A 25,244-nucleotide genomic window follows, 5' to 3' on the forward strand; every position below is an offset into this window, starting at 1 on the left:
GGCTTCTGTCCTTTTCCTCGCGGTCATAACCTATTCGTTTTACCTATAACAAAACACGATATCAGAGAGACTAAAATCCCCGTGGGTTAAATGATATATTCGTTGTATGCCCTGCCGCCGAGGATGCCCGCCATGAATCACCAGCCTGTAAAATCATCACGAATTGCCTCCGTCGGCTATGACGAGAAATCCTCTACGCTTGAAATTCGTTTCTACCAGACGGGCGTTATCCAGTATCGCGGTGTCCCTGCGCGTATATACCAAAATTTCCTTTCTGTGGTCTCAAAAGGCCGATTTTATGACGGTGTGATTAAGGATAAATACCCGGAAATCAAAAGCAAATAATGTCGAATTGTGATCTTTGTCATTGTACTGCCCCGGCGATAAGACGTTACACTTTATAGGGATACTCAAACAGGAGGTTTAATGAACAGAACAATTCTTGTACCCATCGATATTTCAGACTCAGAATTAACTCAACGTGTGATTAATCATGTCGAAGCCGAGGCAAAAATTGACGATGCACAGGTTCATTTCCTGACCGTCATCCCATCTCTGCCTTACTATTCTGCACTGGGCCTGGCCTACTCTGCGGAGTTGCCTGCCATGGACGATCTGAAAGCCGAAGCAAAATCTCAACTGGAAGAGATCATCAAGAAGTTCAGCATCCCTGCAGACAGAGTACAGATTCATATAGAGGAAGGTTCGCCGAAAGATAAGATTCTGGAAATGGCGAAAAAACTGCCTGCGGATATGGTGATTATCGCATCACACCGTCCGGACATTACCACCTATCTGTTAGGGTCGAACGCGGCTGCCGTGGTACGCCACGCAGAGTGTTCCGTTCTGGTCGTACGCTAATATTTTCAGCCCGCACATCGCTGCGGGCTTTTTAATTGTGCCTTAACCGGTGTTGCTGCTGTATCCACGCTCAGACGGTGGCCTTTCCTTGCGTCATACCAGGCACCAGAATCACTTTTCGACACGCCTCTTCACGCTTTTCAAATATCTCATAACCCCGCGCGGCCTCTTCAAGTGGCATATGGTGAGTCACGATTTCCTCCGGTGTCAGTAGTCCCTGTTCAATGAGACTGAGCAGGTCCGGCAGATATGCATGAACGTGAGTCTGACCCATTTTGAAGGTCAGTCCTTTGTCGAAGGCATCGCCAAACATGAATCCGTGAATAAAACCGGCATACACGCCAGGCACGCTGACGATACCACCGCGGCGCACGGCGGCAATACATTGCCGGAGCGCTTTACCGCTGCTGCCTTCAATTTTCAACGTGCTCAGCACGGTTTCTGTCAGGCTGCCCTTCGCCTCAAAACCAACAGCATCAATCACCGCATCCACACCGCGGTGTCCGGACGTGTTATCAATGATCCACTCGGCCGGATCGTCGTTTTTATCAAAATTAATCGGGATAGCGCCGTAACGCTGATGCGCAAACTCGAGCCGGTAGTCGTTATGGTCAATGATAAAAATTTGCTCCGCACCGTTCAGTCGGGCACAAGCGGCGCAGAGTAATCCCACCGGGCCCGCGCCAAAGATAGCCACGCTTGAACCCTGTTTAATGTCGGCATTCTTCACCGCTTGCCACGCTGTTGGCAAAATATCTGACAGAAAAAGCACCTTTTCATCCGGCAGTGTATCCGGCACTTTGAAGGGGCCGGCATTCGCCTTTGGAACGCGGACATATTCTGCCTGCCCGCCGGGGATCCCACCGTAGAGATCGCTGTAGCCAAACAGCGCGGCGGGAGGCGTGATGTTCTTACGGTTCAGTGCAGCACCTTTGCCGCTGTTGGTATTTTCACAGGCGGCATATTGATGCAAATGACAGAAAAAGCACTCACCGCAGGCGATCACAAAGGGTATCACCACGCGATCGCCTTTACTGACTGCCGTCACCTCCGGACCGGTCTCCACCACTTCGCCCATAAACTCATGACCAAAAATATCGCCATGATGCGTACCGGGGATTTTGCCGCGATAGAGATGCAAATCCGATCCGCAAATGGCGGTGGCGGTCACGCGAAGGATAATATCGTCCGGCGCCTCGAGACCCGGATCGGGCACAGAATCAACGCTAACATGATGCGGGCCATGATAAGTGAGTGCTTTCATTCACATTTCTCCTGTCGTCAGTGGCTGGCAAACAGCGCGTTATAAGGTTCCGGTGCCACCGTCAGAACACCAGACCTGACCCGACGTGTAACTGTTCTCTGGAGCAGCCAGCGTGACATACAGCGGCGCGATCTCCGCCGGTTGACCGGGTCGGCCAAGCGGGGACTGCGCGCCAAATTTCTCGATTTTTTCCTGTGGCTGACCGCCGCAGCACTGCAACACCGTCCAGTAGGGTCCCGGCGCGACGGCGTTGACCCGAATCCCCTTCGGCGCCAGCTGTTTCGCCAGCGATTTGGTGAAGACGGCGAGAGCCGCTTTGGTCTGCGCATAATCCAGCAGGATATCGCTCGGTTCGTACGCCTGGACTGAGGTGGTGTTGATGATCACACTGCCCGACGAGAGGTGACGAAGTGCAGCCTTCGTTATCCAGAAAGTCGCGTATACATTGGTCTTGAATGTGGCATCAAACGCTTCGGTAGTGAGATCTTCAATTGACTCACAGAACTGCTGGCGCCCTGCGTTATTCACCAGGATATCCAGCCCGCCTAACGCGTCTACCGCCTGGTTAACCAGCGTCTGGCAGAAAGTTTCATCGCGGATATCACCCGGGATCGCGGCCACGTTCCTGCCCGCTTTTTTAATCAGTTCAACCACTTCACGGGCATCTTCTTCTTCGTCGGGCAAATAATTAATCGCCACATCGGCGCCTTCCCGCGCATAAGCAATCGCCACCGCGCGACCAATACCGGAATCGCCCCCGGTAATTAAGACTTTCTTGCCGTTAAGCCTGCCACTCCCTTGATAACTCTCTTCACCGTGATCGGGACGGGGCTGCATTTTGCCGGCAAGTCCTGGAAAAGGTTGTTTTTGGTGCGGAAATGGCGGAGCCGGAAAATGCTCAGAATGCGTTTTATTGGTGATCTGCTTTTGATTATTCTGGTCAGCCATGCGTTTACCTCTCATTATTTTTCCTAAGGACTTTTAAGCGTAGAACAAAATTGTCGATAAGGTTCTTCAAACCGTCTGACTGATTAATTTTCGGTCATTCAAGCTGAGTCCCTTACTGAATACAGGTTTATTCTGAAGACTATTTTTTTAACCACTCTGCGCTCAGTCAGTTACGAACAAATATTTACAAACCATCGTAAAATAAGCGAAACGGGTCATTACGATAATATATTGAAAAGTAACCGGTCGGTTTTTTCTGATGTTTTGTGTAAATTTGACTCCTCGCGGATAGCCGCTAACTTTAAGCCCTGAACAACGACGGATACAAATTACATTTTTGTATCTGACTGACATAACCGATATACAAGAGGTGAGATATGGCAGAGCATCGTGGTGGTTCCGGTAATTTCGCAGAAGACCGTGATAAAGCATCTGAAGCGGGTAAAAAAGGCGGTCAACACAGCGGCGGGAACTTCAAAAACGATCCGCAGCGTGCATCTGAAGCAGGAAAAAAAGGCGGTCAGAACAGCCATAGTGGCGGACGTAAGTCTGATAACTCCTGAGTGTCAATCTGCTTTAGCCTTTAATAAATAAAGTGTCCTGCGGGTCTGTCTGTAGACTCGCAGTTATTTTTTCTGAGCCAGGAGAGGATTTTATGAATATGAAAACCCTTGAGGATGTTTTCATCCATTTACTTTCAGACACCTACAGCGCGGAAAAACAATTAACCCGTGGTCTGGCGAAACTGGCCCGAGCGGCCTCTGACGAAAAACTCAGCGCCGCATTTAATGCGCACCTGGATGAAACGCAGGGGCAAATTGCACGTATAGACCAGATAATCGAACAGGAGCCGAAAATTAAGATTAAACGCATGAAATGCGTGGCGATGGAAGGTTTAATTGAAGAAGCCAATGAGGTCATCGAAAGTACAGAAAAAAATGAAGTTCGTGATGCTGCGTTAATTGCTGCCGCCCAAAAAGTTGAGCATTATGAAATTGCCAGTTACGGCACGTTGGTAACTCTCGCCGAACAGTTAGGCTATACCGCCGCGGTAAAACTTCTGGCGGAAACGCTTGAAGAAGAAAAAGAAACCGATCTGAAATTAACTGACCTGGCGGTCAGCAATATCAATAAAAGTGCGCAGAAACGATAACTGCGCCCGAAGTTATCGGTGGGGAAGAAAAAACAGTTTCGTCGCGCTCTGCTTACGGCAGAGCTTTGTCATGGGGTAGCATACCGTGCCTGAACTTGATGCTTTTCATCTGGCCCGTTTTCAGTTTGCCTTCACAGTCTCTTTTCACATTCTTTTCCCGGCGATTACCATCGGGCTGGCCAGCTATCTGGTGGTACTGGAAGGAATGTGGCTGCGCACGCACGACCACCTCTGGCGTTCGCTTTATAACTTCTGGCTCAAAATCTTTGCCGTCAATTTTGGTATGGGCGTCGTTTCCGGTCTGGTGATGGCCTACCAGTTCGGCACAAACTGGAGCGGATTTTCCCAGTTTGCCGGCAGTATTACCGGGCCACTGCTGCTATACGAAGTACTCACTGCCTTCTTCCTGGAGGCGGGTTTTCTGGGCGTGATGCTGTTTGGCTGGAACAGAGTTTCTCCGGCGCTGCATTTTTTCACCACCTGCATGGTGGCGTTGGGAACGCTGATGTCCACCTTCTGGATCCTCGCGTCAAACAGCTGGATGCAGACACCGCAAGGTTTCAGCATTGAAAACGGTCACGTCATTCCGCAGGACTGGATGGCGATCATTTTCAACCCGTCATTTCCGTATCGTCTGTTCCATATGTCAATCGCCGCCTTCCTGAGTAGCGCGATGTTTGTGGGAGCCTCTGCCGCCTGGCATTTACTTCGCGGCAACGACACGCCGGCCATCCGCAAAATGTTTTCCATGGCAATGTGGATGGCGTTGATCGTCGCGCCGATTCAGGCGATGGTCGGTGATATGCACGGTCTCAACACTCTTGAGCATCAGCCGGTTAAAATCGCGGCTATTGAAGGTCACTGGGAAAACACGCCCGGCGAGGCAACGCCGCTCTTGCTGTTCGGCATGCCGGATATGGAGGAGGAGCGCACGAAATACGGTCTGGAGATCCCCGCGCTGGGTAGCCTGATCCTGACCCACAGCCTGGATAAACAGGTTCCTGCCCTGAAGGATTATCCCAAAGAAGATCGCCCTAACTCCCCTGTTGTCTTCTGGTCGTTTCGTATCATGGTGGGGATTGGTTTACTGATGATTGCGCTGGGTCTCTGTAGTGTCTGGTTGCGCTGGCGCCAGCGCCTGTATCAGTCTCGCCCGTTCCTGTGGTTTGCGCTTGGGATGGGCCCTGCCGGATTACTGGCGCTGCTGGCGGGTTGGGTCACGACGGAAGCAGGACGTCAGCCTTGGGTGATCTACGGATTCTTACGCACCCGCGATGCGGTGTCATTACACAGTACGACGCAAATGGTCATCAGCTTGCTGGTCTTTATCATCGTCTACTGTGCTGTTTTTGGCGTGGGCTATTACTACATTTTCAGGCTCATTCGCAAAGGTCCCCAACCTGTCAGTGAACTGACGTCACAAACGGATGGCACGCCGGCTCGCCCTCTTTCAGCGGCAGAACCGGTGACGGATGAAGAGGAGAAAGCGTGATGGGCATCGATATCACCGTAATTTGGTTTGTCATCATTATCTTTGCCACGCTGATGTACATCGTGATGGATGGCTTCGATTTAGGCATTGGGATGTTGTTCAGCGTGGTCCACGACGCCGATGAACGTGACGTGATGGTAAACAGCGTGGCCCCCGTCTGGGACGGTAATGAAACCTGGCTGGTGCTCGGTGGCGCGGGCCTTTTTGGCGCCTTCCCGCTGGCCTATGCGGTGATCACCGACGCACTGGCGATTCCGCTGACAATGATGCTTATCGGCCTGATTTTCCGTGGCGTGGCCTTTGAGTTTCGCTTTAAGGCGACGCCTTCCCACCGGCCGTTCTGGGATTACGCCTTTGCCGGCGGTTCGCTGCTCGCAACATTCAGCCAGGGCATTGTGGTGGGCGCGGTGATTAACGGCTTCGAGGTGACAGAACGCCGTTTTGCCGGTTCAGCGCTGGACTGGCTCACCCCTTTCAACCTCTTTTGCGGCATCGGCCTGATCGTCGCCTATCTGCTGCTCGGCACCAGTTGGCTGATTATGAAAAGCGAGGGTTCGCTGCAATCGCGAATGCGCGTCCTGACCCGTAAAGTCCTCCTCGCCCTGTTGGGAGTTATCGCGGTGGTGAGCGTCTGGACGCCTCTCGGCTGGCCCGCTATCGCCGAACGGTGGTTTACCCTGCCCAATTTCTTCTGGTTTGTCCCGGTGCCTGTTCTCGTGCTGGTATTGAGCCTGTGGATCTGGCGACTAAGCGCAGAGGTGAACAGCCACGCGCGGCCATTTATTCTGACGCTGGGTTTGATTTTCCTCGGCTTCAGCGGACTGGGCATCAGCTTATGGCCGCATATTATCCCACCGCATATCACGCTGTGGGAGGCGGCAGCACCGCCTGCCAGTCAACTGTTTATGCTGGTGGGGACCCTGCTGATTATCCCGGCCATTTTGATGTACACCGCCTGGAGCTACTTTGTCTTCCGTGGCAAGGTCTCCGGGGGAGAAGGCTATCATTGAGCGCCAGATTGCAGAGTGTTATTGATCTCCGGGGTCAGCGCCCCTCCCAGGCCGAGACTTCTTCCAGCAACACCGCAAGGCTGAAACGGACTGCTTTTTCAATAACATCCTGACACTCGCCAGAAAAAAGCTCGCGTTTCGTGACAATCTCCCCGCGGAGATTCCAGGCAAACCAGACCGTTCCGACGGGCGTTCCGTCTTCCCCACCGTCCGGACCGGCATAGCCGCTGATGGCAATGCTGATATCGGTTCCGGCACGCTCGCGTATGCCGATAGACATCTCTTTGACCGTCTGTTCGCTCACCGCGGTATATTTTTCCAGCGTACTGGCCTGTACGCCGAGCAGTGTCTGCTTCGCACTGTCGCTAAAGGTGATAACGCCAATATCATAAAAGGCGGCGGTATCGGATTCCGCGCAGAGTGCCGTCGCCAGATTACCGCCCGTGCAGGATTCTGCAGTGGTTAACGATAGCCCGCGGTCAATGAACACATTGGCTAGCTGTTTCGTAAGTTCGCCGGTAGTTTTCGCTTCATTATAGGCTGTTTCATTCATCATTCTTCTCCTTAACTTTCATCAGGAATAACGGAAATATGACCATTACGCTCCAGAATGGCGTATTTAATTTTTGCGGGATCCGTAATGCCCTGATTCTGTCGCGCCGCGACCAGGATATCATCCAGAGACACGTCAACTTTTTTCATCTTCCCGGTTAACGGAACGCCATGCTCGAGCAAAATAACCGGAGAACCGTCCAGTGCAGATTCAGCACCGTTGATCTTTTTCTTAATTAAACCAAACAGCATATCCACAATGACCAGGGTAATAATTGTCAGCGTCGCACCGGTGACAGAAAAATCATTGCCTAACAGGGCTTGTTGTGTCGCTTCGCTGATAATTAATAATAAAATGAGGTCAAAACTGGTCATTTGTAGCAAGGCGCGGCGTCCGACGATTTTAAACACCACCAGTAAAACAAGGTAAATAGCGAGTGCCCGCAAGACCATTTCCATACCCACCCCCTACGGATAAATAAACTGTCTGAAATGAATTTCAGGCTCGTGATTCAACTGTACAACACTCTGCGGATAACCCGGTTTTATCGGCATCACCCGCAGCCAGACGGTGGCATCTTTTTGATTATTAAGTGTGTTATAGACCAGATAAAGATCGCTGCCGTGACTGTACATGCGGTCAGGTCGCGGCCAGAGTGTTTCTGTTTCATAAGCTGTATTAAAATCTCCACCAATGCGCAAAATCGTCTGTGGTGATGGAGGGAGAGGAATCACGATTTTTAATTTAAATTCCGTCTGCAGACGACCAAATCGCTCATACTCCACATGAGCAGTATTATTTGCATTTTCCTTTACTGCCTCGCTGAAATAACCGCCAGAAAAAAAACCTGCCAGCGCCAGCAGGATAATAACCAGGAGGACCACAAAGCCAATCTTATGAAATTTTTCTTCAAAATTCAGAAAATGCTGACTTTCGTTGACTCCAGGCAATTTTGAATTTTCTTTGTCCATCGCTGCCCCCGCCGTCTCGCTTATATTTCGCCACCGGGATGATTTGCATAGCGTTTACCCTTTAAGACTCATCTCGTTTGCCAGATTAAGAAATAGCAACCAGACTTAATAAGTCAAGTTGACGACCCAATGGAGGCAGTATGAAATTATCTGTGGCACCCTTATTGTGTTGTTTTTTAATCCCTGGCGCTTTTGCTGAAGATAATGGAGGGCTGAAAAAGGACACCGCGCCGCCGCCGCCGCATGCGCTGGACGATGGGTATCGTGGGGTTGAGGATGCGCGCACCATGACGGTAGAACAGGCCAAAACCCTGCATGATGGTGCCACCATCTCTTTGCGCGGCAATCTGATTGATACGCAAGGTGATGACAAATATGCTTTCCGCGATAAAACCGGCACCATTACGGTACTCATTCCCCGCGCCGTCTTTGATGGCCGTACCGTGAAACCCGATTATATGATCAGCATTAACGGCAGTCTGGACACCAAAACGCAGCCGCCTGTCGTGCGCGTAAACAGAATTCAGAAATAAGTTTAAGCCGTTTACTGTCGGACGTGTAAAACGTGCTGGTATTCGTCGCCGTAATCCGTACCATACGCGACATACTTTTGCCTGTAGGCTTCGGTCAACCGAAGCGTTCACGTCTTTTATAGCCAACCCGATGGGGCATAAAACGCACGCAGGTGGTATACGAATTAACGTAGCCTGCATCGACGTATTGACGACGAGCAGGCTGCAGGCGAAACGCAAAACTGCCACGCTGATATGCGTGTCGTGACATGCCCCTTTCCGGTGTTCGAGACAGTAAATAATGTTAGAAAATCAACAAGCGACGAAGAAAGAACAGTACAACCTGAATAAATTGCAGAAACGTCTGCGCCGTAACGTCGGCGAAGCGATTGCCGATTTCAATATGATTGAAGATGGCGATCGCATTATGGTCTGCCTCTCCGGCGGCAAAGACAGCTACACCATGCTGGAAATCCTGCGTAATTTGCAGCAAAGCGCCCCGATCAGTTTTTCGCTGGTGGCCGTTAACCTTGACCAGAAACAGCCCGGATTTCCCGAACATATCCTGCCTGAATATCTCGAACAGCTTGGCGTCGAGTACAAAATCGTTGAAGAGAACACCTATGGGATCGTAAAAGAGAAGATCCCGGAAGGCAAAACCACCTGCTCTCTGTGTTCACGCCTGCGCCGCGGCATTCTCTACCGTACCGCAACGGAGCTGGGCGCCACCAAAATCGCGCTAGGCCATCATCGTGACGATATTCTCCAGACATTGTTCCTGAATATGTTTTATGGCGGAAAAATGAAAGGGATGCCGCCGAAATTGATGAGCGATGACGGTAAGCACATCGTGATCCGCCCGCTCGCCTATTGCCGTGAAAAAGACATTGAACGCTTTGCCGAAGCGAAAGGTTTCCCTATCATCCCTTGTAATTTGTGCGGCTCGCAGCCGAACCTGCAACGCCAGGTGATTGCCGATATGCTGCGTGACTGGGATAAGCGTTATCCAGGCCGTATTGAAACCATGTTCAGCGCCATGCAGAACGTGGTGCCTTCACACCTGAGCGATATCAACCTGTTTGATTTCAAAGGCATTAAGCACGGTTCTGATGTTATTGATGGCGGCGATCTGGCGTTTGATCGCGAAGAGATCCCGCTACAGCCTGCAGGCTGGCAGCCGGAAGAAGACGACAATCAACTGGATGAACTCCGCCTGAATGTCGTGGAAGTGAAGTAACGGGATATGTGCCGGATGCACCCGCATCCGGCAGGTTGACCGATTTATTTCAGCAGGCGAACCCGGCAGCTTTTGCCTTTAATCTTACCGCTCTGGAGCTGTTTCCACGCCTTGTTTGCTACCGACTGACGGACCGCCACATACACGTGCGCCGGATGAACGGTAATTTTGCCGATATCCGCCCCCTGAAGCCCCATATCCCCGGTTAACGCCCCCAACACATCACCCGGACGCATTTTGGCTTTCTTGCCGCCATCGATACACAGCGTCGCCATCTCAGCACTCAAAGGTGCAATCGCGACGTTTGTCGGGGCGGGTTGCCAGTTAAGCCGGAGCTGAAGCATTTCGGAAAGAATATTTGCCCGCTGCGCCTCTTCCGGTGCGCAAAAGCTAATCGCCAGACCGCTGTTGCCGGCACGCGCAGTGCGTCCGATACGGTGAACGTGAACCTCCGGATCCCAGGCCAGTTCGAAATTCACCACCAGCTCCAGAGATTTGATATCGAGTCCACGCGCCGCAACGTCAGTCGCCACCAGCACTCGCGCACTGCCGTTGGCAAAACGCACCAGTGTCTGATCGCGATCGCGCTGTTCCAGATCGCCATGCAGCGCCAGTGCGCTTTGTCCCGCCGCGTTCAGCGCATCGCACACGGCCTGACAATCTTTTTTAGTGTTGCAGAACACCACGCAGGATGCAGGCAGATGCTGGCTGAGCAGCTTTTGCAACAGTGGGATTTTGCCGTGCGTGGGAACCTCGAAGAACTGCTGTTCAATAGCGGGAAGCGCGTCCACAGAATCAATTTCAATGGAGATCGGGTTGCGCTGTACCCGACCACTGATTGCGGCGATCGCCTCCGGCCAGGTGGCGGAAAACAACAGCGTCTGACGCGACTCGGGCGCGAAGCGAATCACTTCGTCGATCGCCTCACTGAATCCCATATCCAGCATCCGGTCCGCTTCATCCATTACCAGGGTGGTCAGTGCATCCAGCGAAACGGTGCCTTTTTGCAGGTGGTCCAGCAAACGGCCAGGCGTCGCCACAATGATATGCGGCGCGTGCTGTAAAGAGTCACGCTGCGCGCCGAAGGGTTGCCCGCCGCACAGCGTCAAAATTTTGGTATTGGGCAAGAAACGCGCCAGACGACGTAACTCCCCGGCGACCTGGTCAGCCAGCTCGCGCGTCGGGCAGAGAACCAGAGACTGCGTCTGAAACAGCGTGACATCAATATGCTGTAGCAGCCCAAGCCCAAATGCCGCCGTCTTCCCGCTGCCGGTTTTTGCCTGCACCCGGACATCCTGCCCTGCCAGAATCGCCGGCAGCGCCGCCGCCTGCACGGGCGTCATGGACAAATAGCCCAACTCGTTCAAATTAGCGAGCTGGGCGGCGGGAAGAACATTCAGGGTAGAAAAAGCAGTCACAATTTAATCTCACGGTAAACGACTCACAGTCGGCAGGCGCGTATCCTCGCAGATCTGCGGCTGTGATGCGACAACTTAATCGGTACTTCGTCGGGCGGCGGGTCAGGCATCGGCTGTGGACGAGGGATCGGATCGGGTACAGGAACGGGATCGGTAGGAACGGGATCCGAGAAATGAATGTCTTGTTGGCGGTGGGTTAGCAGATGGAACATTTTTGCCTCCGGGATTTCATTGGCTCCCTTTCAGGGTAGTCGCTGAAAACGTACAGGCAAAAAAAAGCCGACTTATTTAAGTCGGCGTCGTACGAATCAATTGTGCTATGCAGTAATTCAAAAAAGGAAGTAAGACAATATGGAGCGCAACGCCCATCGCTTGACGTTGCATTCACCTGCAAGAGTGATATTGCCCCGAACAGGCACCACTTTTATTGACTTCGCTCAATCTTAAAGCCGTTTTAGGCAGAGAAATCTCTTAAAACACTCGTTTTTACAACCATTTACTACGATGCAACCATAAAGTAACACCACCAATCAGAACCACTAACAGAATACAAAAGAGTGAAAAGCCAAATTGCCACCCACCGCCGGGTATGCCGCCAAGATTGACGCCGAACAGGCCAGTCAGAAACGTGCTGGGAAGGAAAACCATCGCCATTAATGACATGGTATAGGTCCGCCTTGCCAGCGACTCCTGCATCACCTGCGCAATCTCATCCGCCATGACGCCAGTACGGGCAATACAGGCATCAATTTCATCGAGCCCTCTTCCCAGTCGGTCAGCGATGTCCTGCATCCGGCGTCGCTGATCGTCCGTCATCCACGGTAAACGTTCGCTGGCTAACCGCGAGTAGACATCGCGCTGCGGCGCCATATAGCGGCGCATCACAATCAGTTGTTTTCGCAATAATGCGAGAAATCCCCGTGGCGGGATTTGTTGATCGAGCAGATTGTCTTCGAGATCGATGATTTTATCGTGAAGCTGTTCGATGAACTCGCTGGCGTGGTCGGTCAGCGCATCGCATACGTCAACCAGCCAACCGCCGCAATCGCCAGGCCCTGTGCCTTCCTGGAGATCGCTGACGACATCGTCGAGTGCCAGGACTTTACGCTGTCGCGTGGAGACGATCAGGCGTTCATCCATATAAAGACGCATCGCCACCAGTTGGTCCGGGCGCTCATCGGTGCTGCCATTAATACAGCGCAACGTAATGAGCGTCCCTTCCCCCAGCCGACTGACGCGTGGACGAAGGCTTTCGCCCGCCAGCGCATCCCGAACATTGTTGGGCAATAACGGCGTAGTGGCCAGCCATTGTGCGCTGTCCGGATGCGTGTAATTCAGATGCAGCCAGCATGGATGTTCACGGCTGATCACATCGTCATCTTCCTGCGGTTTCACACCACCTTTGCCGTCCAGCAGCCAGGCAAATACCGCATCCGGCACACTGACTTCAGATCCCTTAATGGCTTCCATTTCGCCTCCCATACCTCGCGCTTTTCTGGTTAGTCTAGCCATCGACGTATGTTAAGCAACTACTCATTCACCCAATGTACGGCCAGGCTTCATGAAACTCCCCGTACAGAGTACTGAGGTGCTGAAAGAGAAATCTCCTCGGCGGCATCACTTAAACGGAACTGATGTGTTTTTGACTGGAGATCGACAACCTGTGATCTCAACACATCCGACGAACCCGATAATTCATCCACCATCAGGGCGTTACTTTGCGTCACCTTTTCCAGTTCGCTCATCGCCTGGGTTATCTGACTTATTCCTTTTTCTTGTTCGGCCGTGGAGGCCGATATTTCACACATCAACTGACTTAACTGCCCTGCGTCCTGAACAATTTCCTGCATATTCTTTTCTGTTTCGCCGACAACCATTGCGCCTTGCTGCACATTTTGATGCGTAACATCGATCAGGCCACGGATATTTTTTGCGGCTTCTGCACTTCGGTGCGCCAGATGTCGAACCTCCGTGGCCACGACGGAAAATCCTTTTCCCTGCTCGCCCGCTCGCGCCGCTTCTACTGCGGCATTCAGGGCCAGAATATTGGTCTGGAAAGCAATATCGTCTATCAGGGTGATAATTTCTGTCATTTGCTGTGTACATGACGTAATCGAATGCATATTGCTGGCGACCTGAACCATTAATTCGCTGCCTTTGCAGGCACATTGCATCGCACTATTAGCCTGTTGGCTGGCAAGTCGTGTGTGGTCGGCATTGTTGCGAGTGCTGGCGGCCATCTGTTCCATACTGGCGGCTGTCTGGATTAATGAGGCGGACTGCTGTTCGGTTTTAACGGATAATTCAGCACTACGGGCGGCCAGTTGCTCTGACAACGACAGTGCTGTTTTTGAAGAATGTCTGATCTCCCGCACCAGCGTCGCGATACTGCCGGATAAACTATTGATGCCCGGTATGAGTCTCCCGGCGCAGTTATTGCCAAATTCAGGAATATGAACAGCGAGATTCCCCGCGGTCACCAACTCAATACTTTTCTTGACGGTATTGATAGGCGTGACAAGATATATTGTCATGTAGCACCATAATGCGCATAACGCCACCAAAAAAATGACGTCTATAGATAGAATTACCGACAATTTAAGCGAGTACATTATTTGCACGAGGTTAATCAGGCTAAAGATAAATAGCAGAAATACGACAATAAAGGTTCTGACGCTAATGTGTTTTAACATTTTAAACCTGTTAGAGAGTAATATGGCAGGTCATATTTATATAGCATCAGGGAAGCATATATTCTTCTCGTTTCGCTCTTTATTCGCATTTCACGTTGAGATTTATTAAATTTAGCTTAGAGCAGGATAATCATAATTGCGTTTGCCTTTTGCTGTCGGTTCATCATGGAATGAGGTCACATTTCTCTCCATGCCGATGTAATTCTTCTGCTTAACAGTTAAGCGATGCGACATTTACTTCGATAAGCATTTAACCGGACTTAAATGATAAGATTCCATGATGTTTAAATCAGTCTCTTTGCGCTTTTGTCACATTTCGTTTTAGCACGCTAATGCGTCAGAGAAAAATTGTGGAGCTGCCCTTTTTTTCTCATGCGAATGAATGAATCCCTGCTAAATTTAACTGCACGACAGATTCTCGATGGAATGCCAGATGGTGCACGTATCATGGGATCCGGGATTAATCGGCATCTCCTTTCTCATCGCCCTGTTCGCCGCATCGCTGGCGATTCACATGAGCACCTCCGGCAACTCACTCTCGCGAACCCGGCTGTTCGCCGCAACGGCTGTACTAAGCATGGGTATGGTTATCATGCATTATGTCGGTATGGCCGCGATTATTGGGCATGGTGCCATTGTCTGGAATCAGGGGTTGGTTGCGCTGTCCGTTATCATTGCCGTTTTGGCCTCCGGCATCGGTCTGCGACTGGCTTTTTCACAGCACCGGAATATGCGCCAGACCTTGCTCAATCGGTTGGCAGCATCACTGATGGTCGCCCTGGCGATCTCTGCCATGCACTACACTGGTATGGGCGCCGCCACGTTCAGCCATCATAACCCCCCACTCCCCGCAGGCCTCAGCCAGGTTGAACTCGCCGTTTATGTCGCGGGTATCACACTGGTTACGCGTGAAGGCGGACGTTGCCATGTATCATGTGAAGCAACAGGGTCATGATGGCTGGGCCATCTATCAACCGGAAATGGAAGCCATTTTCACTACCGCGCCAGCCTTATTACAGGGGCAGTCCCAGGCGCTGGCGCGTAATGAATTCGAGCTGTGGTATTTACGTGTTGTCGCAGAAGGAATCGAAACGCCAGAACAGGAGCGGCTCCTGACGCAAATGGGATGCGGCGTACTGCAAGGGTTTTTATATGCGCAACCTCTGCCCGCACAGCAAATACCTGCGCTATTACAAAGAGATAGTCTCATTAAACAGCTAAGCGCCGTTTCCTGTTCACCACAACAGCGCTCTGTCTCACGGTAAGTACTTTTTCACACTGTCGCTAATAATTAATAAAAATAACAGGAATACGGATGACTTCACACAACCTCGATGCACTGAATTTATTAACACTGCCGGTCTGGATTGTCTCTCCCTGTAGCGAAGAATTGCTTTTTGCCAATCGTATCGCCAGAGAAGTGATGCGGGGATACACCTTCAGCCAATTGCGTAAGGGAGTGTATTCCACCCATGCGCAGAATACCTTGCCGCAATATATTACCGATCTCCGAAACCATCAGGATATTGTCGAAATACTGACGGTGCCACGCGAAGATAATCAGGCCGCGCTCACCTGCAGATTGTCGATAAAGGATCTTCCGGGTTGGGGGGATGTGATTATTTTCGAAGGCATTGACATCCCGGCAGTCCAGGGGTTGAAAGCCAGCCGCTCTGCAGCCTATCAGCGTAAAAAACAGGGATTTTACGCCCGATTTTTTCTCACAAACTCCGCCCCTATGCTGCTGATAGACCCGGCGAGAGAGGGTCTGATTGTCGATGCCAACCTGGCGGCGCTCAATTTTTACGGTTACAGCCTGGAAGCGATGTGTCAAAAGCATACATGGGAAATTAATATATTAGGCCGGCAGGTTTTGCCGGTTATGCATGAGATTGCGCGCCTTCCGGGCGGGCATAAACCATTAAATTTTGTGCATAAAATCGCCGATGGCACCACCCGTCATGTGCAAACCTACGCCGGACCGATTGAAATCTACGGTGACAGACTGATGCTGTGCATCATTCACGACATCACTGAGCAGAGACGCCTTGAGCAGGAACTGGAGCACGCCGCCCTGCATGATGCGCTGACTGGTTTGCTCAACCGTCGCCAGTTCTATAAGTTGACTGAACAGGGTCAGGCGCATCACCTGCCTCTGACCCAGGATTACAGCCTGCTGCTTATTGATACCGACCGGTTTAAAAGCATTAATGATCTGTATGGTCACCTCAAAGGCGATGAGGTTCTCTGCGCCCTGGCGCGAACCCTGAAGTCTTGCGCACGCAAAGAGGATTTAGTATTCCGCTGGGGCGGCGAGGAGTTTGTTCTGCTGTTGCCGCGCACACCGCTGGAAACGGCGTTGTCGTTGGCCGAATCTCTCCGTGCATCGGTGGCGAAAATTAGCCTTCCCGGTCTGCCGCGCTTTACCGTCAGCATCGGCGTGGCCCAGCACGAGCCGAACGAAAGTACCGATGAGTTGTTTAAGCGGGTGGATGCCGCACTCTATCGCGCCAAGAACGATGGCAGAAACCGGGTTCTGGCCGCCTGAAAAACAGCATCCCCGACGACACGTACTGCCGTCGGGGCGGGTTCACTTTCCGGCGGCGTCGCGCTGGTCAAAAACCTGTTGCGCCAGATGCAGCGTCGCATTGGCGGCGGGCAACCCGCAGTAAAGTGCTGAATGCATGATCAGCTCTTTCAGTTCTTCCCGCGTCACACCGTTGTTAAAGGCCGCATTGAGATGCATTTTCAGCTCTGCTTCACGATTGAGGGCAATCAACATGGCGATGGTTATCATACTGCGCGTATGCCGATCCAGACCGGGGCGGCTCCAGATATCGCCCCAGGCATAACGGGTAATAAAGTTCTGAAACTCTTCATTCAGCGGCGTCAGATTTTGCACGGTTCTGTCAACATGCGCATCGCCGAGAACCTCCCTGCGTACGACCATTCCCTGCTGGTAGCGTTCTTCATCCTGCATGTTGCCCTCCCAAAAACGATAACAACGCAGCGTTCACTGGAACGGGCGCTTCAATAGTGGATAAATGTGACGCCTTCACCACGGTCAGCACCGAGCCGGCAATACGCTGCTGCATGAATTGCGCATCGGCCACGGTGGTAACGGGGTCATATTCTCCGGCGATCAGCAGCGCCGGGCGCGTAATAGCGCTAATCTGTTCACGCAAATCCGCCGTTGCCAGCGCATCACAGCAGGCGGCGTATCCTTCCGCTGACGAGTCCGCGAGCTGTTGACACAATGCGGCAACAGTTTGTGGTGCAGACTGGCAAAAGGCCGGGCTGAACCAGCGTTCAGGCGCACTGATGGCAATGTCATGCAGGCCGTTCTGACGAACGCTTTGCGCACGAGCCTGCCAGCCCGCCTCATCACCGATGCGCGCCGCGCTGTTTATCACCGTGACGCTCAGCAGTCGCTGCGGCTGATGACAGGCCAGCCAGAGTCCGGTGAGTCCCCCCATTGAGATCCCGCAAAAATGCGCGGACGGAATATCCAGGTGATCGAGCAAATCAATCACGTCCTGTCCTAACCGGGCAAGACTGGTTGGCCCCGATTTGGCCGTAGCGCCATGTCCGTGGGTGTCATAACGCAGCACCCGATAGTGCGCACTCAGCGCCGCAAGCTGCGGCGCCCACATGGCAAGCGTGGTACCCAGAGAATTGGATAACACCACCACCGGCGCGTCTTGTGGGCCATCAATCTGGTAATTCAGTTCCATGCTGTTGTTCCTTAAAACGGGTAAGCACACGTTGCACAAATTGCGCCGCACAACCCGTTGCCGTCGCAGGGTCCAGTAACGTCGCCAACTCAGATTCTGTAAGATGGGCCATCACCTGCGGCTCCTCAACGAGTACCGAATGCAGGGATAGACCGTTTTCCGCCGCGCGATGGCACAATCCTTCGATCAGATGATGAGCATCCTGTTTACCGATAAACGCCGCCAGTGCCAGCGTGACCGCTTCCGCCATCATCAGCCCGTGAGTGATATCCAGGTTATCACGCATTTTTTGCGGGAAGACCTGCATATTCATGACCAGGTGTTGAGTTTCCTCCATGGCATGCCCAACCAGCATAACGATCTCCGGCAGGACTTCCCATTCGGCCTGCCAGCCACCGAGCGCGCGTTCATGTTGTTGTAACTGGCTGCTATAGAGGGTGGACATTAGTCCTGGCGTTCGCTGCATGGCTGTCAGGATCGCCGCACAGCTCACCGGATTTCGTTTATGCGGCATGGCTGACGATCCACCCCGCCCCGTCATGATGGGCTCGCTGACTTCCGCCACTTCGGTTTGCATCAGCAGCGCGAAGTCCTGCGCAAACTTGCCGAGCGTGCCGCCGACACCCGCATACCATGCGCCGACTTCCAGCAGGCGATCGCGCTGGGTATGCCATGGGGTATCCGGCAGCGCCAGCGCCAGTTCCTGCGCGAGCCGCTCTGCTACCGGCAAAGCATTCTCTCCGAGCGATGCCAGCGTTCCCGCCGCGCCGCCAAACTGTAGCGTCAGCACGCGCGGCAACAACTGTTGCAGACGTTCCTGCCAGCGCAGCAGCGCATCAAGCGTGCTCGCCAGTTTTAAACCCCAGGTCACCGGCAGTGCCTGTTGCATCCAGGTACGCCCGGGCATGACAGTATGCTGATGGCGATTAGCCTGCAGAGCAAAGGCTTCTGTCAACTCGCCCAACATGCGTTGGGTGTGATTGAGCGCCGCACGCAACTGCAGTACCAGTCCGGTATCGATCACATCCTGACTGGTTGCTCCCCAGTGCACGTAACGCGCCGCGTCAGGATCGACAAGCTTCACCCGTGCGGTTAAGTGCTTCACCAGCGGAATAGCCAGATTGCCTGCCGGCCGCGCCGCTTCCGCCAGCGCTTGCCAGTCATACGCCTGTGCGTGACAGGCCGCCGCAATGGGCTCCACAGCCGTTGCCGGTATCACGCCACAGGCCGCCTGCGCACGGGCAAGCGCAGCCTCAAAATCGAGCATCCCCTGGAGAAGCGATAAGTCTGAAAACTCTGCCGTGAGCGCCGTTCCGCGCATCAACGGAGTTAGCAAGGTCATTCCTGCTCCTTACACACGTTCAATAATCAATGCGATCCCCTGACCAACGCCAATGCACATGGTACAAAGCGCATAGCGCCCGCCGGTACGCTGTAACTGGTAAGCGGCGGTCATTGCCAGGCGACCGCCGGATGCTCCCAGCGGGTGGCCCAACGCAATCGCGCCGCCGTTGGGATTCACCTGCCCGGCATCATCGGGTAGCCCCAAATCCCGCATCACCGCCAGCGCCTGCGCGGCAAACGCTTCGTTAAGCTCGATAACATCCATCTGGCCAAGCGTTAATCCTGTCTGTGCCAGCACTTTTCGAACCGCCGGAGCCGGGCCAAACCCCATAATGCGCGGGGCGACGCCAGCCGTTGCCACACCGACAATGCGTGCCAGCGGTTGCAGACTCTGCTGCGCCATCGCCTGCTCGCTGGCGATGAGCAGCGCACAGGCACCGTCGTTAACGCCAGACGCATTGCCCGCCGTAACCGTACCGTCAGCGCGAACCACGCCTTTCAGCCTGGCGAGCGCCTCCGGTGAGGTCGCGCGCGGATGCTCGTCCGTGCCGAAAATCAACGGCTCACCCTTTTTTTGTGACACCGTCACAGGGATCAACTCGTGTGCGAAAACCCCCTGCTCCTGAGCGGCAGCGGTACGTAGCTGGCTACGCAGGGCAAACGCATCCTGATCGGCACGTGAAATGCCAAACTCCTGCGCCACGTTTTCCGCTGTTTCAGGCATGGAATCCACACCATAGCGGGCTTTCATTTGTGCGTTGATAAAGCGCCAGCCAATCGTGGTGTCTTCGATTTTCATATTACGGCTGAAAGCATTTTCCGCTTTGCCCATCACGAACGGCGCACGCGACATGCTCTCTACGCCACCGGCGATCATCAGTTGCGTTTCGCCACTTTTGATCGCTCTCGCGGCAATGCCAATGGCATCGAGGCTGGAACCACACAGACGGTTTACCGTACTGCCCGGAACACTTTCCGGCAGCCCTGCCAGCAGCAGCGCCATTCGAGCCACGTTGCGATTATCTTCGCCTGCCTGATTTGCACAGCCGTAAATCACGTCGTCGATCAACGCCGGATTGAGCCCCGGATTACGCTCAAGCAGTGCCTTTAGCGGCATGGCGGCCAGATCATCAGCCCTGACGCTCGCCAGCGTTCCGCCAAAACGGCCAAATGGCGTGCGCACTGCATCGCAGATAAATGCCTGATTCATCATAGTTCCTTATGCGCTTCGCGCCAGTGGTTCACAGCTCAGCGTCACTGGCGTCAGACGTTGCAGCTCTTCAAAAGACAGACCGTTAAAAATTTCCCGCACCACCGGCCCCTTGTCGGTGATATCGATGACCGCAAGATCGGTATAGATGCGGCTGACACAGCCCATCCCGGTCAATGGATAAGTGCAGTGTTCAACCAGTTTGCATTCACCGTCGCGGGTCAGATGGTCCATCATCACAAACACCTGACGCGCGCCGATCGCCAGATCCATTGCGCCGCCCACGGCGGGAATGGCGTCCGGCGCGCCGGTGCTCCAGTTGGCGAGGTCGCCGGTCGCAGAAACCTGATACGCCCCCAGCACGCAGATATCCAGATGACCGCCGCGCATCATGGCGAAGGAGTCGCCGTGGTGGAAATAGCAACCGCCCTGCAGCAGCGTGACATACTCTTTCCCGGCATTAATCAACTCCGGGTCTTCTTCCCCTTCAGCGGGTTTTGGCCCCATCCCAAGCAGGCCATTTTCACTGTGCAGGAAAATCTCTTTTTCCGCCGGCAGGTAGTTGGCGATACGGGTCGGCAGGCCAATCCCCAGATTGACGTATGCCCCTTCCGGAATATCTTGCGCCACGCGTCTGGCCATGTCGTCACGGGATAATTTCTTCATCGTTGACTCCTTATGCGCGCAGCGCAGCGTGGGTGAGGTTTTCCAGAGAAAATACACGCTGGACAAAAATCCCCGGCGTGATGACATGCTCGGGATCAAGCTCGCCGAGAGGGACAATCTGATTCACCTCCACTACGGTGGTGTGTGCGGCGGTCGCCATGATCGGGCCAAAGTTACGTGCCGCTTTGCGGTACACCAGATTCCCCCAGCGATCGGCCTGATGGGCCTTGATCAGGGCAAAATCGGCTTTGATCGGGTATTCGAGCACGTAGTCTTTCCCCTCGATGTGACGGGTTTCTTTGTCTTCAGCCAGCGGCGTGCCGTAGCCCGTGGGTGTATAAATAGCTCCCAGTCCCGCCCCGGCGGCCTGAATCCGCGCCGCCAGATTACCCTGTGGCACCAGTTCCAGCTCAACTTCGCCACGGCGATACAGTGCGTCAAAAATCTGTGAGTCCACCTGACGCGGAAAAGAGCAGATCATTTTGCGTACGCGTCTGGCCTTCAACAGCGCCGCCAGACCGACTTCACCATTACCTGCATTGTTATTGATGATGGTAAGGTCGCGAGCGCCCTGCGCGATGAGCGCATCGATCAATGTGGTGGGTTGTCCGGCGGTCCCAAACCCCCCAATCATGATGGTGGCACCATCCGGGATCCCGGCGACGGCCTCCTCCAGCGAAGGCACACTTTTATCAATCATCAGCTCGCTCCTTGTAGTGCGTATTTCGCACGTTTTTGCGTTGTTCGCACAAAATGTGACCCACTTAACGAAGTCAGGCAAGGGCGATAATCGAAATATGGTGCGATAATCGAACATCGTTTATGTTTGTACAAAGAATGTGATCTGTGGCGAACAACGAGAGGAAAAAAGTGGAAAAACATCCTGATGACCGACTGAGCAATGAGGCCGATCCGTTCAAGGGCGACCCTAACTATATGGCGTCACTGGCTCGCGGGCTGGAGGTGATCCAGGCCTTTACGCCGCAGCGGCGGGTGTTGTCGATATCACAGATTAGCCAGAAAACCGGGATCCCGCGCGCGGCGGTCAGACGCTGTCTTTATACGCTGGGGAAACTGGGTTTTGTCTATGCCGAGGATGGGAAAAATTTCGAACTCCGCCCGCGGATCCTGGCGCTGGGCCATGCTTATCTGGCCTCTACGCCGCTGGCACGCGCCACTCAGCCGGTTCTGAAGCATCTGAGCGAAATGCTTAATGAGTCCTGCTCCATCGCCACCCTCGACGGTGACGATATTTTGTATATCGCCCGCGCCTCCAGCTCACGCATTATGACCATCGATCTCGACATCGGCAGTCGGCTGCCCGCGTGGTCCACCTCCATGGGGCGCGTGCTGCTCAGCCATCTTTCAGAGGACAAGCTGAACGACATGCTCGGGCGCATCACCATGATCCGCTACACCTCGCAGACCGTGGATTCCGTCCCCGCCCTGCGCGCTGAACTGAAGAAAGTGCGACAACAGGGCTATGCGTTAAACGATCAGGAACTGGAAATGGGGTTGCGGTCCATTGCCGTACCGCTGATGAACAGCCAGGGCCAGGTCCAGGCGGCGCTGAATGTCGGCGTACATGCCGGACAGGTGACGGCGGAGGAGTTACGCAGCCGGGTGTTGCCCGAACTGCAAAAAGCCGCGCAGGAGTTGTCGCTGTTACTGCACTAACGGCTGCGCTTGGCGTGACGCTCCCAGTTTTCCTGCTTCGCCTGTGCGGATTTACGCAACGCCACATAGCACGCCCCGCTGCCGCCGTGATGCGGCAACGCGGTGCAGTAGGCCTGAACGTCATCGAATTCGGTCAACCAGCGAGCCAGATAGCTGCGCACGATATTGGCATGTGAGTTATCGTCTCGCCCTTTACCGTGAATAATCAGCACATTGCGCAGTCCATCCTGTAACGACTGGAGCAGAAAGCTGTACAGCTGTTGACGGCAGGCTTCCACCGGCTGACGCAACAGATTGAGGCTCGCCTGCTGGCTATACTTTCCGGTACGCAGCTTATCGAGTACGCCCTGTTGCAGCCCCTCACGGCGAAACTCTAAAGGTTGTACCAGCGGGACGATCTCCAGAAAGCCGGTGGTCAAAAAATTATCCAACTGGAGTAAATCAATACGCTGCGGGGTCCGCGCATTGCGCACGGGCTGCCAGTGTACCTCGGCGCAACGTTTCAGCGGCTGAACATCCTCCATGGCGTCAAGAAATAACGCTTTGTCGTCAAGATTCATGCTGTGTCCTCCCGCTTTTTTAAGACAGCTATTATCTTAGCCGTCCTCCAGAAGAGCGACAATGGTTTACAGATGCTTCCAGTAAACATCCACTTGTCATATACATTTGCTGTACTGATTAGCGCTGGTTTAACTCAGAGTAAAACAGTGCAGTAGTAATGTTTAATCCGGTTGATTTAACTTAGATTTTCGTGAAATCAATCACTCCAGTTGACTGGCATAGTTAAATGGTTCTTGCTATAAGACATTACCCGCCACCAGGAAAAATAACGGGCATAGATGAAGGATAAGCTGCTGTGTGTACTGTAGAGTCTGGCGGATGTCGACAGGCTCTATTTTTTTATCCCAAATCAGGGGTATAGCACTGCTGGCAGTGGCCATGATACGTTGACGCCCCACCGACTGCATGCCAACGAGGCAACCGATGCTGACACTACTGGAAGAGAAAATGATGACCCCACTGGGTCCGCTGTGGGTTATTTGCGACGAGCAGTTCAGGCTGCGCGCCGTTGAGTGGGAACAATACAGTGAACGGATGGTGCAACTGCTCGACATTCATTACCGCGCCGAAGGTTATTCTCGCATCAGCGCGACAAATCCCGGTGGCCTGTGTGATAAACTTGCTGACTACTTTGCCGGTAACCTCAGCGCGATTGATGCGCTACCGACCGCCACCGGTGGCACGCCTTTTCAGCGGGAAGTCTGGCAGACATTACGGACCATCCCCTGTGGTCAGGTGATGCACTACGGTCAACTGGCTGAGCAACTGGGGCGCCCAGGCGCAGCGCGCGCGGTTGGCGCGGCAAACGGTTCGAATCCGATCAGCATTGTGGTGCCCTGCCACCGCGTCATCGGACGCAACGGCACCATGACCGGTTACGCCGGTGGCGTGCAGCGGAAAGAGTGGTTGTTGCGCCATGAAGGTTACCTGTTGCTGTAGTATCCAGGCAATTCGTGCCTTCTTGCTCACACTTTTACGTAAAGATGCCCCACGGAAAACATGGATTTTCAAAGAGATAGAAATATTTTGCTGACACATGTCGGAATTATCCGCTATTGGGGTTAGCTCAGACTTACGTGCTCACCAAAAAGATGTTAAAATTGACAAATATCAATTACGGCTTGAGCAGACCTATGATCCCGGAAAAGCGAATTATACGGCGCATTCAGTCTGGCGGTTGTGCTATCCATTGCCAGGATTGCAGTATCAGCCAGCTTTGCATCCCGTTCACACTTAACGAGCATGAGCTTGATCAGCTTGATAATATTATCGAGCGTAAAAAGCCGATTCAGAAAGGCCAGACGCTGTTTAAAGCGGGTGATGAGCTGAAATCGCTCTATGCCATTCGTTCCGGTACGATCAAGAGCTATACCATTACTGAACAAGGCGATGAGCAGATCACCGGCTTTCACCTCGCAGGCGACCTGGTCGGTTTCGACGCGATCGGTAGCGGTCATCATCCGAGTTTTGCGCAGGCGCTTGAAACCTCAATGGTCTGTGAAATCCCGTTTGAGACACTTGATGATCTGTCCGGCAAAATGCCAAATCTGCGTCAGCAGATGATGCGCCTGATGAGTGGTGAGATCAAAGGTGACCAGGATATGATCCTGTTGCTGTCGAAGAAAAACGCGGAAGAGCGTCTGGCGGCATTTATCTATAACCTGTCTCGTCGCTTTGCGCAGCGTGGATTCTCTCCACGTGAATTCCGTCTGACCATGACCCGTGGCGATATCGGTAACTATCTGGGTCTGACCGTTGAAACGATCAGCCGTCTGCTGGGTCGTTTCCAGAAAAGCGGGATGTTGGCGGTGAAAGGGAAATACATCACTATCGAAAACAGTGATGCGCTGGCGGTACTCGCCGGACACACCCGCAACGTTGCTTAATCTTTCCGCATCCCTTCTGAAACCCTTCTGTCGAATCGTTAAATTTTCCTGATT

General features: G+C 53.3%; 30 protein-coding genes and 1 pseudogene. 15 read left to right on the plus strand and 16 right to left on the minus strand.

What is annotated here, in order from left to right; translation table 11 throughout:
- Nucleotides 1-132 precede the first annotated feature (132 nt).
- Both QNN88_RS00730 and uspF read left to right on the plus strand, forming a co-directional pair.
- A complete protein-coding gene (locus QNN88_RS00730; protein WP_414238549.1) occupies nt 133-345 on the plus strand; it encodes a KTSC domain-containing protein in 213 nt (70 codons plus the stop codon).
- A gap of 81 nt (nt 346-426) precedes the next feature.
- Entirely contained in the window at nt 427-861 is a 435-nt protein-coding gene (gene uspF, locus QNN88_RS00735) for a universal stress protein UspF (protein ID WP_414238550.1), read from the plus strand.
- Between the two features lie 70 nt (nt 862-931).
- Here the strand turns inward: uspF and QNN88_RS00740 are convergent, their stop codons facing one another.
- Both QNN88_RS00740 and QNN88_RS00745 read right to left on the minus strand, forming a co-directional pair.
- Complete coding sequence (locus QNN88_RS00740; protein WP_414238551.1) at nt 932-2,125, minus strand: zinc-dependent alcohol dehydrogenase; 1,194 nt, start codon at nt 2,123-2,125, stop codon at nt 932-934.
- A gap of 39 nt (nt 2,126-2,164) precedes the next feature.
- Complete coding sequence (locus QNN88_RS00745; RefSeq protein WP_414238552.1) at nt 2,165-3,073, minus strand: SDR family oxidoreductase; 909 nt, start codon at nt 3,071-3,073, stop codon at nt 2,165-2,167.
- A 377-nt stretch (nt 3,074-3,450) separates the two neighbouring features.
- Here QNN88_RS00745 and QNN88_RS00750 point away from each other — a divergent pair, with 377 nt between their 5' ends.
- From QNN88_RS00750 to cydB, 4 genes are all read left to right on the plus strand, one after another.
- A complete protein-coding gene (locus QNN88_RS00750; RefSeq protein WP_043000597.1) occupies nt 3,451-3,636 on the plus strand; it encodes a general stress protein in 186 nt (61 codons plus the stop codon).
- A gap of 92 nt (nt 3,637-3,728) precedes the next feature.
- Nucleotides 3,729-4,226, plus strand: coding sequence for a ferritin-like domain-containing protein (locus QNN88_RS00755; RefSeq protein ID WP_414238553.1), 498 nt, complete (start codon nt 3,729-3,731; stop codon nt 4,224-4,226).
- Nucleotides 4,227-4,311: 85 nt separating this feature from the next.
- Nucleotides 4,312-5,718, plus strand: coding sequence for a cytochrome ubiquinol oxidase subunit I (locus tag QNN88_RS00760; protein WP_414238554.1), 1,407 nt, complete (start codon nt 4,312-4,314; stop codon nt 5,716-5,718).
- Nucleotides 5,718-6,728 (plus strand): cytochrome d ubiquinol oxidase subunit II, encoded by a 1,011-nt coding sequence (gene cydB, locus QNN88_RS00765; protein ID WP_414239328.1) that lies wholly within the window; start codon nt 5,718-5,720, stop codon nt 6,726-6,728. Before QNN88_RS00760 ends, cydB begins: the two co-directional genes overlap by 1 nt.
- Nucleotides 6,729-6,762: 34 nt before the next feature.
- Here the strand turns inward: cydB and QNN88_RS00770 are convergent, their stop codons facing one another.
- The 3 genes from QNN88_RS00770 to QNN88_RS00780 are packed head-to-tail and all read right to left on the minus strand — an operon-like array spanning nt 6,763 to nt 8,252.
- Nucleotides 6,763-7,281, minus strand: a complete 519-nt coding sequence (locus QNN88_RS00770; RefSeq protein WP_414239329.1) for a 2-oxo-tetronate isomerase — start codon at nt 7,279-7,281, stop codon at nt 6,763-6,765.
- Between the two features lie 11 nt (nt 7,282-7,292).
- Nucleotides 7,293-7,739 (minus strand): DUF421 domain-containing protein, encoded by a 447-nt coding sequence (locus QNN88_RS00775; protein WP_414238555.1) that lies wholly within the window; start codon nt 7,737-7,739, stop codon nt 7,293-7,295.
- 9 nt (nt 7,740-7,748) lie between these two features.
- Entirely contained in the window at nt 7,749-8,252 is a 504-nt protein-coding gene (locus QNN88_RS00780) for a hypothetical protein (protein ID WP_414238556.1), read from the minus strand.
- A gap of 140 nt (nt 8,253-8,392) precedes the next feature.
- Between QNN88_RS00780 and QNN88_RS00785 the strand changes: the two genes are divergently transcribed.
- The 3 genes and pseudogenes from QNN88_RS00785 (at nt 8,393) to ttcA (ending at nt 10,001) form a co-directional block, all read left to right on the plus strand.
- Nucleotides 8,393-8,785 carry a YdeI family stress tolerance OB fold protein gene (locus QNN88_RS00785; RefSeq protein ID WP_414238557.1) on the plus strand — a complete coding sequence of 131 codons (393 nt, stop codon included), beginning with the start codon at nt 8,393-8,395 and terminating at the stop codon, nt 8,783-8,785.
- 25 nt (nt 8,786-8,810) lie between these two features.
- A pseudogene (locus tag QNN88_RS00790) lies at nt 8,811-8,952 on the plus strand (site-specific integrase); the annotation flags it as partial.
- A gap of 113 nt (nt 8,953-9,065) precedes the next feature.
- A complete protein-coding gene (gene ttcA / locus QNN88_RS00795) occupies nt 9,066-10,001 on the plus strand; it encodes a tRNA 2-thiocytidine(32) synthetase TtcA (RefSeq protein WP_414238558.1) in 936 nt (311 codons plus the stop codon).
- 44 nt (nt 10,002-10,045) lie between these two features.
- Here the strand turns inward: ttcA and dbpA are convergent, their stop codons facing one another.
- The 4 genes from dbpA to QNN88_RS00815 form a co-directional block, all read right to left on the minus strand.
- Complete coding sequence (gene dbpA / locus QNN88_RS00800; protein WP_414238559.1) at nt 10,046-11,419, minus strand: ATP-dependent RNA helicase DbpA; 1,374 nt, start codon at nt 11,417-11,419, stop codon at nt 10,046-10,048.
- A gap of 23 nt (nt 11,420-11,442) precedes the next feature.
- Nucleotides 11,443-11,622 carry a hypothetical protein gene (locus tag QNN88_RS00805; RefSeq protein WP_305764052.1) on the minus strand — a complete coding sequence of 60 codons (180 nt, stop codon included), beginning with the start codon at nt 11,620-11,622 and terminating at the stop codon, nt 11,443-11,445.
- Nucleotides 11,623-11,905: 283 nt separating this feature from the next.
- Nucleotides 11,906-12,889, minus strand: a complete 984-nt coding sequence (gene zntB / locus QNN88_RS00810; RefSeq protein WP_414238560.1) for a zinc transporter ZntB — start codon at nt 12,887-12,889, stop codon at nt 11,906-11,908.
- A gap of 89 nt (nt 12,890-12,978) precedes the next feature.
- On the minus strand, nt 12,979-14,112 hold the full coding sequence (locus tag QNN88_RS00815; protein ID WP_414238561.1) for a methyl-accepting chemotaxis protein: 1,134 nt from the start codon (nt 14,110-14,112) through the stop codon (nt 12,979-12,981).
- Between the two features lie 433 nt (nt 14,113-14,545).
- On the opposite strand from QNN88_RS00815, the gene QNN88_RS00820 reads away from it, so the two are divergent.
- The 3 genes from QNN88_RS00820 to QNN88_RS00830 are packed head-to-tail and all read left to right on the plus strand — an operon-like array spanning nt 14,546 to nt 16,660.
- Nucleotides 14,546-15,067 carry an MHYT domain-containing protein gene (locus QNN88_RS00820; RefSeq protein WP_414238562.1) on the plus strand — a complete coding sequence of 174 codons (522 nt, stop codon included), beginning with the start codon at nt 14,546-14,548 and terminating at the stop codon, nt 15,065-15,067.
- On the plus strand, nt 15,039-15,377 hold the full coding sequence (locus QNN88_RS00825; RefSeq protein WP_414238563.1) for an EAL domain-containing protein: 339 nt from the start codon (nt 15,039-15,041) through the stop codon (nt 15,375-15,377). Before QNN88_RS00820 ends, QNN88_RS00825 begins: the two co-directional genes overlap by 29 nt.
- Before the next feature lie 50 nt (nt 15,378-15,427).
- Nucleotides 15,428-16,660, plus strand: a complete 1,233-nt coding sequence (locus QNN88_RS00830; RefSeq protein ID WP_414238564.1) for a GGDEF domain-containing protein — start codon at nt 15,428-15,430, stop codon at nt 16,658-16,660.
- A gap of 42 nt (nt 16,661-16,702) precedes the next feature.
- Here the strand turns inward: QNN88_RS00830 and pcaC are convergent, their stop codons facing one another.
- Genes pcaC through QNN88_RS00860 form a run of 6 tightly spaced genes read right to left on the minus strand, consistent with a single transcriptional unit; the run spans nt 16,703 to nt 21,766 of the window.
- Nucleotides 16,703-17,092 carry a 4-carboxymuconolactone decarboxylase gene (gene pcaC, locus QNN88_RS00835; protein WP_414238565.1) on the minus strand — a complete coding sequence of 130 codons (390 nt, stop codon included), beginning with the start codon at nt 17,090-17,092 and terminating at the stop codon, nt 16,703-16,705.
- Nucleotides 17,082-17,846 (minus strand): 3-oxoadipate enol-lactonase, encoded by a 765-nt coding sequence (pcaD, locus tag QNN88_RS00840; protein WP_414238566.1) that lies wholly within the window; start codon nt 17,844-17,846, stop codon nt 17,082-17,084. Before pcaD ends, pcaC begins: the two co-directional genes overlap by 11 nt.
- Nucleotides 17,824-19,188 carry a 3-carboxy-cis,cis-muconate cycloisomerase gene (locus tag QNN88_RS00845; RefSeq protein ID WP_414238567.1) on the minus strand — a complete coding sequence of 455 codons (1,365 nt, stop codon included), beginning with the start codon at nt 19,186-19,188 and terminating at the stop codon, nt 17,824-17,826. The genes pcaD and QNN88_RS00845 overlap by 23 nt, the downstream gene beginning before the upstream one ends.
- A gap of 9 nt (nt 19,189-19,197) precedes the next feature.
- Nucleotides 19,198-20,400 (minus strand): 3-oxoadipyl-CoA thiolase, encoded by a 1,203-nt coding sequence (gene pcaF, locus QNN88_RS00850; protein WP_414239330.1) that lies wholly within the window; start codon nt 20,398-20,400, stop codon nt 19,198-19,200.
- Nucleotides 20,401-20,409: 9 nt separating this feature from the next.
- Complete coding sequence (locus QNN88_RS00855) at nt 20,410-21,066, minus strand: 3-oxoacid CoA-transferase subunit B (protein ID WP_414238568.1); 657 nt, start codon at nt 21,064-21,066, stop codon at nt 20,410-20,412.
- Nucleotides 21,067-21,076: 10 nt separating this feature from the next.
- The gene (locus QNN88_RS00860) at nt 21,077-21,766 is read right to left on the minus strand and encodes a 3-oxoacid CoA-transferase subunit A (protein WP_414238569.1); all 690 of its coding nucleotides are present in this window, start codon (nt 21,764-21,766) and stop codon (nt 21,077-21,079) included.
- Between the two features lie 170 nt (nt 21,767-21,936).
- On the opposite strand from QNN88_RS00860, the gene QNN88_RS00865 reads away from it, so the two are divergent.
- Nucleotides 21,937-22,743 carry an IclR family transcriptional regulator C-terminal domain-containing protein gene (locus QNN88_RS00865; protein WP_414238570.1) on the plus strand — a complete coding sequence of 269 codons (807 nt, stop codon included), beginning with the start codon at nt 21,937-21,939 and terminating at the stop codon, nt 22,741-22,743.
- On the opposite strand, the gene smrA is transcribed toward QNN88_RS00865, so the two are convergent.
- Entirely contained in the window at nt 22,740-23,303 is a 564-nt protein-coding gene (gene smrA, locus QNN88_RS00870; protein ID WP_414238571.1) for a DNA endonuclease SmrA, read from the minus strand. The two genes, QNN88_RS00865 and smrA, sit on opposite strands and share 4 nt — an antisense overlap.
- A 424-nt stretch (nt 23,304-23,727) precedes the next feature.
- Between smrA and ogt the strand changes: the two genes are divergently transcribed.
- Both ogt and fnr read left to right on the plus strand, forming a co-directional pair.
- On the plus strand, nt 23,728-24,243 hold the full coding sequence (gene ogt, locus QNN88_RS00875; RefSeq protein WP_414238572.1) for a methylated-DNA--[protein]-cysteine S-methyltransferase: 516 nt from the start codon (nt 23,728-23,730) through the stop codon (nt 24,241-24,243).
- Between the two features lie 194 nt (nt 24,244-24,437).
- The gene (gene fnr, locus QNN88_RS00880) at nt 24,438-25,190 is read left to right on the plus strand and encodes a fumarate/nitrate reduction transcriptional regulator Fnr (protein WP_003020397.1); all 753 of its coding nucleotides are present in this window, start codon (nt 24,438-24,440) and stop codon (nt 25,188-25,190) included.
- The last annotated feature ends 54 nt before the right edge of the window (nt 25,191-25,244 follow it).

It is taken from the genome of Citrobacter sp. ANG330 (assembly GCF_047467925.1).
Taxonomy (GTDB): Bacteria; Pseudomonadota; Gammaproteobacteria; order Enterobacterales; family Enterobacteriaceae; genus Citrobacter_A; species Citrobacter_A amalonaticus_G.